Origin of the sequence: uncultured Marinobacter sp., from assembly GCF_947488835.1 — a bacterium.
Classification (GTDB): Bacteria; Pseudomonadota; Gammaproteobacteria; order Pseudomonadales; family Oleiphilaceae; genus Marinobacter.
This window is the reverse complement of sequence record NZ_CANLBK010000004.1, coordinates 183,872-198,068: the sequence shown is the minus strand read 5'-3', so window position 1 is coordinate 198,068 and position 14,197 is coordinate 183,872. Positions and strand designations below refer to the sequence as shown.

Below are 14,197 nucleotides of genomic sequence, written 5' to 3'. Positions count from 1 at the left end.
ACATCATAGCGCTTACTTGCCGCCAGCCGGCAGGCTGGCATAGTACGCTGCCAGGTTAGCAATATCTGCGTCACTGAGGGCAGCTGCCTGGCCTTGCATGATCGCAGCCATTCCGCCATTGCGCTGCTTATCCTTGTATGCTTTCAAGGACGATACCAGGTACTGCTCGTGCTGGCCCGCCAGGTTCGGATACATTGGAATCTGGGCGATTCCATTCTGGCCATGACAAGCTGCACAAACTGCTGCTTTTGCCTTACCTGCAGCCACATCACCAGCCGCGGAAGATACTGCTGGTACAGCAGCACTTAGTGCGAAAAGACCTGCGACAGCATAGTGTTTAAGTTTCATTATGATTAACCTCTCATCATCGTTTTAAGTATTGCTTCTAGGTATTCTAAACCTATCAGAGAACTGGCGAGGAGTTATAGCACAGACATAAGATGCCGCAAATGCCATAGATCAATGCGTAACGTTCAGGGCTCGCCGTCCTTGATATATATCCAGTTATAGCAGTAATACGACCAAATTCCCTTGCCAGAAAATGCTTTACCGTCCGGAGACACAATTAATGTCAGTAGAGGTTCAAGAACTCCCTTGTCGCGAAGGTCATATCGGCTTACTGACCCTGAACTCCCCCGCAACGCTGAACGCTCTATCCGAAGTGATGATCGCCCAGCTGGGTGATTGCCTTGAGCGCTGGGCGACTGATGAACGCATCTGTGTTGTATTGATACGCGGCGCTGGCAAAACCGGATTCAGCTCTGGCAGCGACCTGCGGGGGCTTTATCAATCGGTAACGGAACCAAAAAACAAAGAAGCTGCTTTCAGCATCTTGAGGCACGAATATGAACTGATTTATGCCCTGCGCAGATTCCCCAAGCCGGTCGTTGCGCTCGGGCATGGTCCCATTATGGGCAGTGGGCTCGGCCTGTTTTCCGCTTGCCGGTACCGACTGCTTACGCCCGACGCTTCACTCGCCACGCCAGCCATGTCTATTGGGCTGTTTCCGGGCGTCGGTGCCGGCTGGTTTCTCAATCGCTTGCCCGGCCGTCTCGGGTTATTTATGGGCCTGACCGGTGCCCACCTGAATGTAAGCGACGCCCTGCGCGTCGGGCTGGCAGATATGGCCTTACCAAACACCAACCATCAGGAGCTGCTATCAAACTTGCAGGCAGAACGCTGGAGTGGCAACAGAGCTGCTGATGACAGCCGCCTGTTTCGTTTGCTAAGCCAGGCTGAAACACTGGACTACCCGGCACTCCCCGCCAGCCAACTGGAGCAGCACGAGCGTGATATTGCGAGGCTGTGTGCCGGCTCCAGTTTGCCCGAAATCATCGACCAACTGCTGGCAGCCCGTATCGACTCTGAATGGTGGCAGGCCAGTGTTAAAACTCTCAAAGGTGGCTGCCCCGTATCGGCTTGGCTAATCTGGAACCAGCTCCAAAAAGCCCAGCAAATGTCATTGAAAGACGTATTCCGAATGGAGCTGGCCATGGCCTGGGAGTGCGTGCGCCGGCCCGATCTGGAAGAAGGGATCAGGGCCCGACTGATTGATCGGGACCAAAGCCCGGAATGGTCGTTCGCCCGCATCCGTGACGTGCCTGATGCAGTTGTTGATGCGCACTTTGTGCCTGTCTGGGACGATCAAACCGACCCAATGAATCTTGAATAACAGGCGCCAAGCCCGAGGGCTTTATAGGCTAGCGCCGGCCTGTACCAGCAACATTTCCAGGTCCTGGTGGTGATTGGCGCGAGCCACATCGAGCGCTGTTTCGCCGTTCTCTGCCCGAAAATTTACATCAGCACCTGCAGCAAGAAGCATTTCTGCGGTCAGCAGGTCGCCAGTAGAAACCACTTTCATCAGCAGTGATTGGTCATCCTGACTGACATTAACGTTTGCGCCCGCTGTTAGCAGAATTTTCACGACTGAAAGCTGCCCCGTCTCCGCAGCGCGTATAACCGGTGTAAAGCCCTTCATGTCGGTCGCGTTGACCTTTGCGCCAGCAGAGAGCAGCAGGCGCGTAAGCCGACGATCACCTTGTTCCGCGGCAACCATTAACGGCGTAACTTGATCGTTCTCGGCAAGATCGGGATTCGCGCCCTGGCTTAGCAGGTACCACACAACACGATCCGCCTTACCTCGTACAGCCGCCATTAGCGGTGTGCCGTTTCCGGTCAAGGTGTTCAGCGGCGCACCCGCCTCCTTCAGCTTTTTGACTGCATCGAAATCCGCTTCTGCTGCTGCTCGATAGAGATCCGACCCTAGCGTATTTTCCGCCTGCCGATCCAGATTTGCAGGCGTTTCTCGGGACGCACATCCCGTCACAGACACAAGGCTTGCCGCCAGTAAAAGAACAGATAGCAGGAGCGAGCGGTTGGAGAAGCCGATTCCCTGGGCCATAACGAGCAGTCTCTATCAGGTAAGTGTGGCCTATTTTGCGCAGGTGGCCCTGACAATTAAATCGAGCGGGTCACAACTCTGGCCCCTTCTGCAGAAGTTCACGGGCAACCTGACGCAAACGATCTTCACCGTCACGTTGCCCCGAACATAACCCTTCACGCTGGAGCTCCGGCCAATCCAGACCTTGAAGCACTGCCCCACACCACAAATTCGCCTCATTATGCCTTCGTAGCCTGCTTGCGACACCGGCAACCATGCTCAATTCCCGTAATACCGGAAGCATCAGCCGGAAGCCCCGGTGGCCCTCAGAAAAATTTTGCAGGTCCCGTATATCGGCCACATCTGGCCTGCACTCTGATGGCAAGCCGGCCGTTACATCAAGCAGCAGTTCCGGCTCCAGGTCTTTCCAGTTCAGTGGCACAAGCGCCAGCCAGTGTCGCGCCAGCCGCGCTCTCACCTGCGAAACCAAAGTGACAGCTCCTGCGCTGTGAGCCTGAAGCATCTGCACCGGATACTCCCCGCTGGTCGCCTCCTGCTGGAGCCCAAGGCGCACAAACTCCAGCCCGCAGGAAGCCCAAAAGGTGTAAAGATCGGAATTACCTCCAAAACTGGTGCCCGTAAAATCCAGTCCTTCCAGCTCTGCACTCTTGGCCGCCTCAGCAACCAGCCGGTTTCCAAGCCCTACGCGCCGGGCCTGAGCAGATACCGCTATGCGGATAATCCGCAGACCTCGTAGGCTGGCCGCTTCCGGGAACCCACTATGGCTGGCCAGAGATTGGGGCAGAAGATGCCCGCGCACCCTGCGTTTGCCGCTGGCAACCAACTCAGCCAGTTCATTACTCAAACCACCTTCCACAGCCCCCCAAACTACGCCCAGAGTCTTGCCATTCACGGTGGCTCGCCAACTTCTGGCTGCAGGATCATCCAGCCATTGCCGGAGATCTGCAGGTGTTGTGCGGTAATGGGCGTCCACCAACAACCCAAATGCTTCTGCCAGCTCAGCCTCTGGCGCCTGGTCAGGCTGCCAAGGCTCAATCAAAACGTCGCCCGCCGCTATATCCGGTACCTCAATCGGTTGGTATTCAGCACCCAGCAAGAAAAGATCAGATATAAGAGCTTCCAGTGGGTCACTGTCTGCCCAGCGCACTGGCTCAGAAAGCGTTTGCGACTGCCACTGGGGTGTTTTCTCATCAAGAATCTGACGAAAGCGGATGGCAAACCCGCGCCCGGCACCTTCATAGCCATGCACAGAGGATGCAAAAGCCACTCGAGGCCAGCCCAGAAGAACCCGCTTTAACAAAGGCACAGGGATAGCGGCGGCTTCATCCACCATCACCACCTCCGCCTCCGGCTTTTCCCGCAACAAATCCCGGATCGGCAAAAAGTGCAGCTGGGCGCCGGTCATGGTTTCAATCAGATCGTTACCTGCTTCCAACACACTTGCGCCCAGGGTTTCCCGGGCGTGTTTGAACAGGGTGTCTACATTAGCTCTTGAAGGAGCGGTTACCAGAATGTTCCGACGCCCCTGTTGCAGCAGTTGTGCCGCAGCCATTCCCAAGGCCGCAGATTTGCCTCGCCCCCGATCGGCGGTCACCACGATTGGTCGCCGCCTGCGCCCAAGCCCGAAGGCCACCAGCTTACGAATCAACGCTTGCTGATCCGGTGTTGTGGCAACAGTGAACTTAGAGGTTACTCCGGGTAGTTCTGGCAGGACCAATGCCTTCGGCGAACCGAGCTGCACTCGAATCACCGACGAATCTTTCGCCAGTATGCCCGCCATTCGCTTGGCAAAAGGATGCGGCTGATCGTGATCCAGCCCCGTTCGGGAATAATCCGGATCCGCAAAATGCCCCCACTCCTCAAGCGACGGCATCAACCAGAACAACAAACCACCCGCCTTCAGCGTGCCCGAAAGCGCCGCAAACCCATCCGGCGGATTGCCCCGCCAGCCATCCCACACAATGACCGACGTTTCCCGACCCAGCCAAAGACGTGCCTTGCTCGACACAATGCCAGTCAAACGACTATCCGGCGCCTCTTCAACCGCGCCAACCCAAAGCCCGCCTGTCAGCTCCAAAGCTGGCAGCAGCGCCCGCAACCACTGCATGGCAAGATCACGGGCACCTTCCACCAACACCAACCGCCGCTGCCCTGCAGCCGCAAGTTCGGCTTGAAGAGAACACCATGCGTCGAGGTCTGGCGAAAAAGTTTCCGTTTCGGGAATCATTAGCTGAGATCTATACCATGAGATTTCAGATCACCAAGATCGCAATGCGCCAACGCCGCCTGATGCGTGGCACGCAACCGAACCCGAGGGGCTTTGCCCGCCTCAAAAGCTTCATGCCAACGCGCCGCACAGAGACACCAGCCGTCTCCGGCTTTCAATCCCGGGAATCCGAAGGCCGGTACAGGCGTGCTCAAATCATTCCCACGGGCTTTGGAAAACTCCAAAAACTCATCCGTCATCACCACGCAAACGGTGTGAGAACCATGATCATCCGGCCCTGTGTTGCAGCAGCCATCCCGGTAAAAACCGGTTTCCGGATCCGTGCTACAGGTTTCCAGCTTTTCTCCAAGTACATTTATCGATTTTTCAATTTGCACATTCGTCTCCTAAAAATGTCGAGATAAGAAGCAGTGGGGAACTCTTTCCAAAATCGTGCGGAGCCATGGATGGCGGAGCCGAGCGTACACGGACGTATTCACAGCGTATTTTGGAAAGAGTTCCCCACTGCTTCTGTTCCGCCCCCAACTAGAACGATGGGACGTAAAAGGTAAACCGCCAGATTGCCAGCAATTATGCGGCACAGGTACCCCCACTACCAGTTGGCCAGTACAATAGCACCCATGCCAACAAAGACCCCCGAATCCCCTACCCTTGATCTGCCTGACTTTCTCACCGACGAACAGCGGGCAATTATCACCGCCGGCTACGAGCACTCGGTGATTACCGCCGTGGCAGGCAGCGGTAAAACCTCCACACTGGCCTGGCGGATTCGCTATCTGTTGCAACAAGGGCACGATCCCGCGCGCATTTTGGTGCTTATGTTCAACCGCAGCGCCCGTGTGGATTTTGAACGGAAGCTGCAGGAGATTTGCCACCAAAGCGGGTTAGCACTGCCGGAGATACGCACCTATCACGCCATGGGGCTGCGACTTTACAAACGATTCGTGCGGGAAGGCTACCTGCCGGGGTTCTCCGATAAAATTCTGACCGAGCAGGAAATCAGTTTTCAGGTCTGGCTGTTGATACGGAGGCTGGCACCGGAGGATTTGGCGGACGAGATCCGGCGCAACAAGAAAGACTTTGTAGAAACCGCAACCGGATTTATCGACATGGTGAAAACCACCCTGTCGCCCGCCGAAATAGTGTTTGAAGAACTGGGCTACTCAGAAAAGCACCGGTACCTGATTGATCTGTTCCACAGCTTCGAACAATGGCGCAAAGGGCAAAGCCGGATCAGTTTTGCCGATATGCTGTACGAACCCGTGATGGCCATACACCAGAACCCGCCCTTACAGCGGCTGGTGGGCAACAAGATGGACCTGATTCTGGTGGACGAGTATCAGGACACCAACGAGATCCAGCACCTGCTACTGCGTTATGTGGCAGGTGATCGGGCCAGGGTAACCGTGGTGGGGGATCCGGACCAGACCATTTATGAGTTCCGGGGTGCCAAGCCGGAGTTCATCCTCAAGCGCTTCAGCGATGAGTTTGAGAGCCCGCTGGAACAAACTCTCAGCTTCACCTTCCGCTACGGCCACCGGGTGGCTCTGTTGGCCAACCACCTGATTTGCCACAACACTGGGCGCAAGGATGTGCTGTGCCACTCTCACCCTTCCACGCCGGCCACCGAGATCGCCCTCCACCGCGTGGAGAGTGACGCAGATGCTGTGTTGCAGATACTTGGCAAAGAAACAGAGAACGCACTGGCCGATACCGCAATTCTGTTCCGGGTCTGGAGCCAGAGCGTGCCTATTGAGCTCAAGTTGCTGGCACAGCAGATTCCCTATCGCATCGATGCGGGCAAAGGGGCGCTGTTCAGCCGGGAAGTTCAGGCCATCACAGCATTGCTGAAAGTGGTTTCCGGTGCGCTGGAAAAACTGCCAGAAGAAGACCGCCTGGAACTGGCCCGGCAACTTCTCCGCTTTCCCCATGTTGGCCTTAAAGAGCCGGAACTGGAGCAACTCGCACGCTTTCTCGCAGGGTTCGCCAGTGGCTGGCACGAACGCTTGCTGGCACTGGATTTTGGCGCTCTGGCGCCCATGGCGGCGCGCAAACTGCGCAAGCTGGGTGAGGTTCTGGAACAGTTGCGCGGTTATTCAGGCCCGGCAGCAGGGTTGATTACCGTTTATGCGGAGCACACTGATCTGTATGACGGTGTTAGAAGCCTGGCGCTGACCCATGACAGCGCGGAGGAACGCATTGATACCATTCACGGCTTCCGCGAGTATCTGAAAGGCCTGGGTGAAAACGCAAAAGGTGCTCTTGCACATCTCAAAGCACTGCGCCAACAAGCCAGCGAGAAGCAGGCCGGCGGGGGTGTTTTGCTCTCCACCATCCATCGCACCAAGGGGCTGGAATGGCAGAGGGTAATCATCCCTGGTCTGCAGGAGAAATATCTGCCACACAGCCCGCGCCCACAGGACGATGCACGGGCCATTCTCGAAAGCGAACGGCGGCTGTTGTACGTTGCCATGACCCGCACCCGACAATCATTGCATCTGATCACCCGGCCGATGAGCAAGCAGCCCCACCTGGATGGCGATCAGGGGCCTAGCCGGTTCGTTGAAGAATTCTGCTTTGACTTGGCCAAGGAGTTCGGGAATTGGCTCGACGAACGGACACCGGAAACTGATGGTTCATTGATGTTGCAATCGCCGCTTACACCCGTCAGTTCGCGCTATGCTGCACAGGAGGGCATCAGCCTAGAAGGTAGCGCGCAGCATAGTGCCGCCGGAAGCTCTCACCTAAATTCCCCCCTATGGCACCTGTCGCGTCTCACTCATACTATTTTCGGCACAGGCACCGTCGTTGCTGAAGACGAAAGTTCTTTTGAAGTTCATTTCAGCGACGGTGAAAAGATGAACTTCAGTAAAAAAAGCGCGCATCTTTACTTTAGTGCGCCACCCGCGTGAAACACTGCACAGCGCGGTGCATCGAAATATTCCCACGCGGGTTTTCTAATGTAATCTTAATCATCAATTCTTTGTTTTTTCTACTTCTTTAGCCTAAATTGTTTCGATAAGTGAGCATCTTGATTACTCAGCATGTTTAATAACAATCGAACAGGAGGTTCTGCATGAACATCATGCGCCCGATAGCAATGGCGGCCATCGCCAGTAGTTTTGCCGCCCCAGCCTTGGCTGAGCGCACAGAGACGGTTTACATCAACCCGTTTGCCGCCTTTCAACTTTTTGACGATGACCGTGACCTGAGCGAGACAGGTACATTTGGTGCGGGACTGGAATACCGGTTCAGACCAAACTGGGCCGTTGAAGCAATCTATTCGCGCGCGGATGCAGACCGTAAATATGTAGCCGGATCCTCAGATTTTGAAGAACTTCGCATCGACGGCATCTACTATTTCGCACCTCAAAATGAAGCCTGGAACCCGTACGTGTCTCTGGGCGCCGGGCATGCCGAGTTTGGTAAGGGTGATACCATCAGCTATCGCACAACGGGCACCGACCATGATGAGACCCGCGTAAACGTGGGTACCGGTTTCCGCTATAACGTATCAGACTCCATATCTGTGCGTGGCGATCTGCGTGAATTCCACGGCATCGACGAAAGCACGTTTGATACCCAGGTTTCTCTCGGTGTCAGCTTTGCCTTTAACCGCACAACTGGTAGCACGCCTGCGCCCGCACCCCAGCGTACAACTGATTCAGACGGTGACGGCGTACCCGATTCCCGTGATCAGTGCCCCAACACGCCAGCGGGTGCAACCGTTGACAGCACTGGCTGTGAGCTGGATGCAGATGGCGATGGCGTAGCAGACGCACGGGATGCCTGCCCTGACACCCCACGCGGTGCCATGGTAGACAGCCGCGGTTGCGAGCTGGATAGCGATAACGACGGTGTGGTCAACAGCCAGGACCTCTGCCCCAACACGTCTGCCGGCGCTACCGTGGACGCAACCGGTTGTGAAGGTGTAACCGAAACTATCGAGACCTTTACCATTGAGGTTCAGTTCCCGACCAACAGTTCTGTGATCGGCAATGCCTATGATGATGAGATCCGTCGTGTTGCAGACTTCCTGAAGGAAAATCCCGATAACACCGTGGAAATCGCTGGTCACTCCGATAATACCGGTAAGGCAAGCTACAACCAGTTCCTGTCACAGCGCCGCGCTGAAGCCGTTGCAGGCCGCTTGACTGGCCCTCTGGGAGTTGACCCGGCCAAAGTGAGTGCGAAGGGCTATGGTGAAGAAGAACCCGTTGCCACTAACGCCACCGCTGCTGGCCGTGCTGAAAACCGCCGGGTAGAAGCGCGCATTCAGGTTCGTCGTTAATTCGGCAATAGTCTGAACACAGGCAAATGAAGACAGCAAAGGCGCCCTAGGGCGCCTTTTTTTTGATGGCATCCAGCAGCAGATTCCTGGGTGTCAGAGATCGCTCACAAAAATGACCGAGCCGCACCTGATAACCCTGCTCCTCCAGAAAAACCGCATAGTCCAGAACCATCCATAGCTCCAAAGGCCGGCGAAAAAGATGCCGGAGTAGCTCATAGCGATGAACGTCCCGGTGGCGTTGCACGCCATAGGAAAGCCAGAACTCGAAATCCGTGTCATTTGGCAAACAAAGCTGTTTTTTACTGGCAGCCCAATGGCAAAACTCAGGGAACCCATTTTTAATGAGCCTGGGTGGGTATGAAGGCGCGGAAAGATACTGATTCACCCCGCGCAGGGCCCGCTGCAGCCCGTCAAAGCCCAAGCGCCACTGACTTAACGTTTTCGTTTGCGCCCTGACTCCGGCCGGAGCTGTTACCGTTTCTCTTACCGCCAGACGCAGATCACTGCGATCCAGCAAAAGCTTTGGTTCATGGGTAGCCGAGCCTTCTGAAAGAGCGTTGTAAATGCCCTCAACAGTTTTGTGATAGCAACAAGGTGACACACTCAGTCGTGGCAGTGCACCTGCAACGCCCCGCTTCAGTAGTTGCCGGTGCAAGTCACCACAGGCATGAAGCGCGACCCCGTGAGCATGCGCGGGAACCGGAAGGTCCTGGGCCATCACATCCTGGCAGGATATTTGGACGGCATCTGCGAAACGTCTGGCGAGCCGGTTACCATCGGCTACCAGCTTCGGGTTCCATTCATAGCCGGCAACGTCGTTTTGGCTCTGCGCAGCCAGGGTTCGGGCTAGGTGCCCCTTACCACAGCACCAATCCAGAATCGGTTGCTGCAGAGGCTTTAGCGCGGCGGCAAATGCACCCGTCTGCTCCCGTTTGCGCCCAGGCATATCGGTTGCCCTGATTTCGGGCAGCGTTGCCGCCAAAATATCCGAAGGATCGGGCGCCAAGTCTGGAAAATCTGTCAGATGCCCATACAGAGCCAGATCCGATAAATGCCGGGCAGCGATCTTTGCCAGCCTTTCAGGCGCCTCAGCCAACTCAGCGCACTCGTCATCGGTGAACCCAGCCATCATCTGAGCCAGCCCGGGATATTCTTCAACCCAGGCTGGTTGTAGTTCCGTAAACGGGGCTGGCTGCCAAATGGAACGGTGCTTTATCAGCCAATCATTAAGGGTTTGCCACCGAGAAAAAAAGCTCTCGGTGGCCGGTCGAGCAGTCACTCCTGATAACGCCCCGGGCGAAACGCATCCAGGCAAACCGCCGGTTCTTCGCCGTCAATCACCTGTGCAATCACATCCGCACTGGCCGCCGCCAACGTCCAACCGAAGGTACCGTGCCCGGTGTTCAGGTACAGGTTCCGGCGCGGGCCGCGGCCAATAATGGCTGGGCCATCGGGGGTCATAGGGCGAAATCCTGTCCAGGTTTCTGCCAGATCCAGATCTGCACAGCCGGGATAACGGGATTCAACCGATTTTCGAATGGTCGCTATTCGCGTTTCCGGGATGTCCCGATTGAAACCAGCCAGCTCAACAAAGCCGGTTGCACGCAATCGATCCCCCAAACGTGTAGACACAACTTTGTAGTTGTCATCATGGATGGTGGTAGCTGGCGCTTTGGCCGGGTCTTTCAAGGGCACCGTAATGCTGTAGCCCTTGATTGGGTATATAGGCAGCTTCAGCCCCAGAGGCCGCACCAACTCAGGGGACCAACAACCCGCGCTGACCACAAAGGCATCCGCAGCCAAGGCCTCTGTTTGTCCACGCTCATTACGAAGAACCACCATTTCAACATTCTGGCTGCTCGCGGTTAGCTGCTCCACCTGAACGTTGTAGCGAAACTTGACGCCTTTTTCTTCACAGGCCTTGGCAAGCTCCCTTGTAAACAAGTGGCAATCGCCCGTTCCATCGGTGTCGTAGCTGAGTGCGCCATACAATGGCCCGGTTCTCGCCATTCCTGGCTCCGCTTCATAGACCTGCTCCGGTGTCAGCAATCGGGACGCTACACCCATTTCTTTCAGAATTCGATGTGTACCGCGGTGCACTTCCAGCTCTTCCGGGGTGCTGGCTAAATGCAGCAATCCCTTATGGGCGCCATCAAACTTGAGGTTCAGTTCATCTTCCAGTTTCAGATATCGCTCACGGGAGTGAGCACCAAGGCGCATCATGGCACGCTTGTTCAAACCAAACAGGCCGGGCGACCAGGCGTAGCGCAACGTTGAAAACATGAACTGTATAGCCGCTAAGGACGGTGGCACCTTAAGCTTCAGTGGGCCGTCCTGTTTCACAAGCCAGGGCAGCGCCTTGAACACCATGCTGGGGTCGGCCCAGGGATACACCACGCCATAAGAACGCTGGGCCGCATTGCCCTTACTGGTTTCATCTCCAGCCACACCATGGCGTTCAAGTACCGTCACCTGATGTCCGCGACGGCAAAGCTCCCAAGCTGTGGTTACACCCACAACGCCACCACCAATCACAACAACGTGCATCTGCATCTCCACCTGTTTCAAACCCGAGCAATAAGATCCATCAAGGAAAGCCCCTACGAGCCGATGTAGGCCAATATACGGGCAGCTGATAAACTTGAACGCTTCGAACACCAGAATAGCAGTTGAACCAACTGCCTGTATTGGAGCCTAGCACCTGCCCATGAGTAAAAAACGTCGCGAGATTCCCGTATTCGACCATCCGATTATTGAAACCCACTGTCACCTGGATTACCTCAAGGATCGCCCCCTGGAGGAAATCCTGGAGGAAACGCGGCGGGTGAACATCGAGAAGGTGATTACCATCGCTGTGGCACCGGGCAACCTGGCGACAGTGCGTGAACTCAGCACCACAGCGCCGTGGCTTTATGGCACCCAGGGCATCCACCCCCATGAGGCGGAGAGCTACAGCGATGCCGTAGAGAAAGAAATTCGCACCCATGCTCAGGACGACAAGATCGTTGCGGTTGGTGAGATCGGGCTGGATTATTTTTACGACAACGCCGATCGTGCTGTTCAGAGGGACGTATTCCGGCGACAACTCCAGATTGCCTGCGACAGTGACCGTCCGGTAGTTATCCATAGCCGTGATGCAGATGAGGATACAATCACTATACTCAAAGAATTTGAACAGACACTCAAGCGGCGTGGCGTGATTCACAGCTTCACCTCCGGCCCGGGCCTTGCCCGCTACGCGCTGGATCAGGGCTGGAATCTGGGCTTTAATGGAATAACCACCTTCAACAAGGCAGAAAACGTGCGGGACATAGTTCGTATGACGCCCATCAGCCAGATACTGCTGGAAACCGACGCGCCGTTCCTCACGCCAGTGCCCTATCGTGGGCGCGAGAATGCGCCTTTTTACCTGCCGTTCATTGCTGAAAAAATTGCCGAAGTGAAAGACCTTCCTTTGGAAGACGTGATTATCCAGACTTACCAGAACAGCCTGAGAACGTTTTTCCCGAAGCCATGATAAAGCGCATCCCCGTCTCCGCGTTGAAGGTCGGCATGTACATTACCGACCTGAACAACGATTGGATTCCCCACAACACGCAACGCAGGCGGGGCGTGATCAAGCGCGATGAAACCATCGAAAAAATCCGCAAGATGGGCGTGCAGTTTGTTTATATCGACGTGCAAATGGGCACGCCTGTCGATGTCGCTCCCATCCACAAGCTAGCTGGCGAACTTCAAAACTCTGTAACCCCAAACGCCAACGCACTGGGCTGTCTGGGGCGTATTCGCGAAAAAGACAACTACCTGCTTGAGCACTCAGTTAATCTGAGCGTACTCATGACTATATTCGGACAATACCGAGCACTTTCCGCCGATGTGATGCATCAGATTGTTATGGGCGCCCTGCTCCACGATCTTGGTAAAGTCCTCACTCCCGATGAAGTACTCCACAAGCCGCGCCGTTGACCCTGAGCAGTACACAATTGATGTCCGGCAGTTTCTCAGCTGAGCCATTGCAGCCTTCTTCCCCCTAGCCAAAAGACAGAAAGACACCCATAAAAACCGGCGATAGAAACGACAGCAAAAAACCTGAGGCAATGGCCACAGGCACACAGCTCAGCCCACCGTTACTGCGGATGACCGGCAAGGTGAAATCCATAGACGTGGCTCCGCCATAGCCGATAGCCATGGCAGGCCGGCTGCCAATCACCAGAGGGATGATCGCCAGGGCAATAATTTCCCGCAGCACATCGTTCATGAATGCCACACCGCCCCAGGCCGGCCCCAGCGCGTCACCAATCACAATGCCCGAGAGCGAATACCAGCCAAACCCCGAGGCCAGTGCCAGCACATCGTGCCATGGCAACCCCAATACGGGTATCAACACGACACCCGCCAGCAGAGAACTCACCACAAGCATCAGGGCGATCCCCAGCCCCTGGGTGTTCATAAGGAGCTTGCGCAACGAGAGCCCTGCATTGCGCAGCTGAAGGCCAATTAAAAACAGCAAGAGCATCAGCGACCAGGTAGCCAGTTGTTCCGCTTGCGGCAGTGGTGGCAAAAGAAAATAACCTGCCAACAACCCCGCCAAAACCGCCATCAATGGCTTGAGTGCGGCCATAAACAGCCTCACATAGCCCGTGCTACCGGCAGGCTCCTCCCGATGCTCTGGCACCATGGGCCGCCAACGGTGGAACAGCCACAGGCCTGCCATGTTGGCCACAAACAACAACAACACCAAGGCCGACACTTGGCTAGCCATGGTGCCTAGTTGGCTCGTTAACCCTTCCATCTGGCCAAGCCCCAGCCCCAGCAGAGCCAAAATGAAGTACACCAGAGCTTCCACCGTGTAATGAATTACGGTCATCAGACGGCGGTTTTCGAGGGACAGGGCAAAGCCAAAAAACAATGGCGCAAGAATCAGCAGGGCACCTGTAAGCATTAATGCACCGTAGCGTCAGAAGGCTCAGCGCGATCCTGAACCAGCACCCAGGGTGCCACAACCACTGCCCAGAGCTCTGCATTACGGTCGTACCAGGCACGAGCAAGATCAGGAGACACATCCCCTACATCGCCTGTTGCCAGCCATTGCTCGAACAGAGCGCGGTTATCCGCGGTGAGTTCGCAGGCCACATCCAACAAATCCAGCGCTTTGCCAACACGCACAACCTGCCCTCGGGCGTAGTAGGTTTGCAGCTCATGCCAGCGGATTCGGGAGGTTTCCAGATTGAGCTTGGCTTTGGTTTCATCGTTGTTTCGGGAGGACGACATAACAACC

13 protein-coding genes are annotated in these 14,197 nt (G+C 55.8%); 5 read left to right on the top strand and 8 right to left on the bottom strand.

All coding sequences use genetic code 11. The features are described 5' to 3' along the window. Positions 1-12: 12 nt before the first annotated feature. On the bottom strand, positions 13-348 hold the full coding sequence (locus Q0824_RS14520) for a c-type cytochrome (RefSeq protein ID WP_298452171.1): 336 nt from the start codon (positions 346-348) through the stop codon (positions 13-15). A 220-nt stretch (positions 349-568) separates the two neighbouring features. Between Q0824_RS14520 and Q0824_RS14515 the strand changes: the two genes are divergently transcribed. Beyond that, positions 569-1,672 (top strand): enoyl-CoA hydratase/isomerase family protein, encoded by a 1,104-nt coding sequence (locus Q0824_RS14515; RefSeq protein ID WP_298452169.1) that lies wholly within the window; start codon positions 569-571, stop codon positions 1,670-1,672. Positions 1,673-1,693: 21 nt separating this feature from the next. Here Q0824_RS14515 and Q0824_RS14510 read toward each other — a convergent pair whose 3' ends face one another. The 3 genes from Q0824_RS14510 to Q0824_RS14500 all read right to left on the bottom strand — a co-directional run bounded on the left by Q0824_RS14510 (position 1,694) and on the right by Q0824_RS14500 (position 5,005). Beyond that, positions 1,694-2,401, bottom strand: coding sequence for an ankyrin repeat domain-containing protein (locus tag Q0824_RS14510; protein ID WP_298452168.1), 708 nt, complete (start codon positions 2,399-2,401; stop codon positions 1,694-1,696). 70 nt (positions 2,402-2,471) lie between these two features. After that, positions 2,472-4,628, bottom strand: a complete 2,157-nt coding sequence (locus Q0824_RS14505; RefSeq protein WP_298452167.1) for a GNAT family N-acetyltransferase — start codon at positions 4,626-4,628, stop codon at positions 2,472-2,474. After that, positions 4,628-5,005 carry a DUF2237 domain-containing protein gene (locus tag Q0824_RS14500; protein ID WP_298452165.1) on the bottom strand — a complete coding sequence of 126 codons (378 nt, stop codon included), beginning with the start codon at positions 5,003-5,005 and terminating at the stop codon, positions 4,628-4,630. Before Q0824_RS14500 ends, Q0824_RS14505 begins: the two co-directional genes overlap by 1 nt. 243 nt (positions 5,006-5,248) lie before the next feature. Between Q0824_RS14500 and Q0824_RS14495 the strand changes: the two genes are divergently transcribed. Both Q0824_RS14495 and Q0824_RS14490 read left to right on the top strand, forming a co-directional pair. Beyond that, a complete protein-coding gene (locus tag Q0824_RS14495) occupies positions 5,249-7,540 on the top strand; it encodes an ATP-dependent helicase (RefSeq protein WP_298452164.1) in 2,292 nt (763 codons plus the stop codon). Positions 7,541-7,704: 164 nt separating this feature from the next. After that, positions 7,705-8,919 carry an OmpA family protein gene (locus tag Q0824_RS14490; protein WP_298452162.1) on the top strand — a complete coding sequence of 405 codons (1,215 nt, stop codon included), beginning with the start codon at positions 7,705-7,707 and terminating at the stop codon, positions 8,917-8,919. 46 nt (positions 8,920-8,965) lie between these two features. Here the strand turns inward: Q0824_RS14490 and Q0824_RS14485 are convergent, their stop codons facing one another. After that, the gene (locus Q0824_RS14485; protein WP_298452160.1) at positions 8,966-10,198 is read right to left on the bottom strand and encodes a methyltransferase; all 1,233 of its coding nucleotides are present in this window, start codon (positions 10,196-10,198) and stop codon (positions 8,966-8,968) included. Next, on the bottom strand, positions 10,195-11,487 hold the full coding sequence (locus Q0824_RS14480; RefSeq protein ID WP_298452158.1) for a D-amino acid dehydrogenase: 1,293 nt from the start codon (positions 11,485-11,487) through the stop codon (positions 10,195-10,197). The genes Q0824_RS14485 and Q0824_RS14480 overlap by 4 nt, the downstream gene beginning before the upstream one ends. Before the next feature lie 139 nt (positions 11,488-11,626). Between Q0824_RS14480 and Q0824_RS14475 the strand changes: the two genes are divergently transcribed. Together Q0824_RS14475 and Q0824_RS14470 are read left to right on the top strand one after the other, a co-directional pair. Continuing rightward, positions 11,627-12,436 (top strand): TatD family hydrolase, encoded by an 810-nt coding sequence (locus tag Q0824_RS14475; RefSeq protein WP_298452156.1) that lies wholly within the window; start codon positions 11,627-11,629, stop codon positions 12,434-12,436. Continuing rightward, positions 12,433-12,885: a DUF3391 domain-containing protein gene (locus Q0824_RS14470; RefSeq protein WP_298452154.1), complete on the top strand. Its 453-nt coding sequence runs from the start codon at positions 12,433-12,435 to the stop codon at positions 12,883-12,885. Before Q0824_RS14475 ends, Q0824_RS14470 begins: the two co-directional genes overlap by 4 nt. Before the next feature lie 64 nt (positions 12,886-12,949). On the opposite strand, the gene Q0824_RS14465 is transcribed toward Q0824_RS14470, so the two are convergent. Continuing rightward, entirely contained in the window at positions 12,950-13,861 is a 912-nt protein-coding gene (locus Q0824_RS14465; protein WP_298452152.1) for a LysO family transporter, read from the bottom strand. Continuing rightward, positions 13,861-14,190, bottom strand: coding sequence for a DUF2288 domain-containing protein (locus tag Q0824_RS14460; RefSeq protein WP_298452151.1), 330 nt, complete (start codon positions 14,188-14,190; stop codon positions 13,861-13,863). Before Q0824_RS14460 ends, Q0824_RS14465 begins: the two co-directional genes overlap by 1 nt. Positions 14,191-14,197 lie beyond the last annotated feature (7 nt).

Excerpts from the sequence above, each read along its gene's own strand:
- Q0824_RS14520 (WP_298452171.1), bottom strand. The coding sequence starts at position 348 with ATGAAACTTAAACACTATGCTGTCGCAGGTCTTTTCGCACTAAGTGCT.
- Q0824_RS14515 (WP_298452169.1), top strand. The coding sequence starts at position 569 with ATGTCAGTAGAGGTTCAAGAACTCCCTTGTCGCGAAGGTCATATCGGC.
- Q0824_RS14510 (WP_298452168.1), bottom strand. The coding sequence starts at position 2,401 with ATGGCCCAGGGAATCGGCTTCTCCAACCGCTCGCTCCTGCTATCTGTT.
- Q0824_RS14505 (WP_298452167.1), bottom strand. The coding sequence starts at position 4,628 with ATGATTCCCGAAACGGAAACTTTTTCGCCAGACCTCGACGCATGGTGT.
- Q0824_RS14495 (WP_298452164.1), top strand. The coding sequence starts at position 5,249 with ATGCCAACAAAGACCCCCGAATCCCCTACCCTTGATCTGCCTGACTTT.
- Q0824_RS14490 (WP_298452162.1), top strand. The coding sequence starts at position 7,705 with ATGAACATCATGCGCCCGATAGCAATGGCGGCCATCGCCAGTAGTTTT.
- Q0824_RS14475 (WP_298452156.1), top strand. The coding sequence starts at position 11,627 with ATGAGTAAAAAACGTCGCGAGATTCCCGTATTCGACCATCCGATTATT.
- Q0824_RS14470 (WP_298452154.1), top strand. The coding sequence starts at position 12,433 with ATGATAAAGCGCATCCCCGTCTCCGCGTTGAAGGTCGGCATGTACATT.
- Q0824_RS14465 (WP_298452152.1), bottom strand. The coding sequence starts at position 13,861 with ATGCTTACAGGTGCCCTGCTGATTCTTGCGCCATTGTTTTTTGGCTTT.
- Q0824_RS14460 (WP_298452151.1), bottom strand. The coding sequence starts at position 14,190 with ATGTCGTCCTCCCGAAACAACGATGAAACCAAAGCCAAGCTCAATCTG.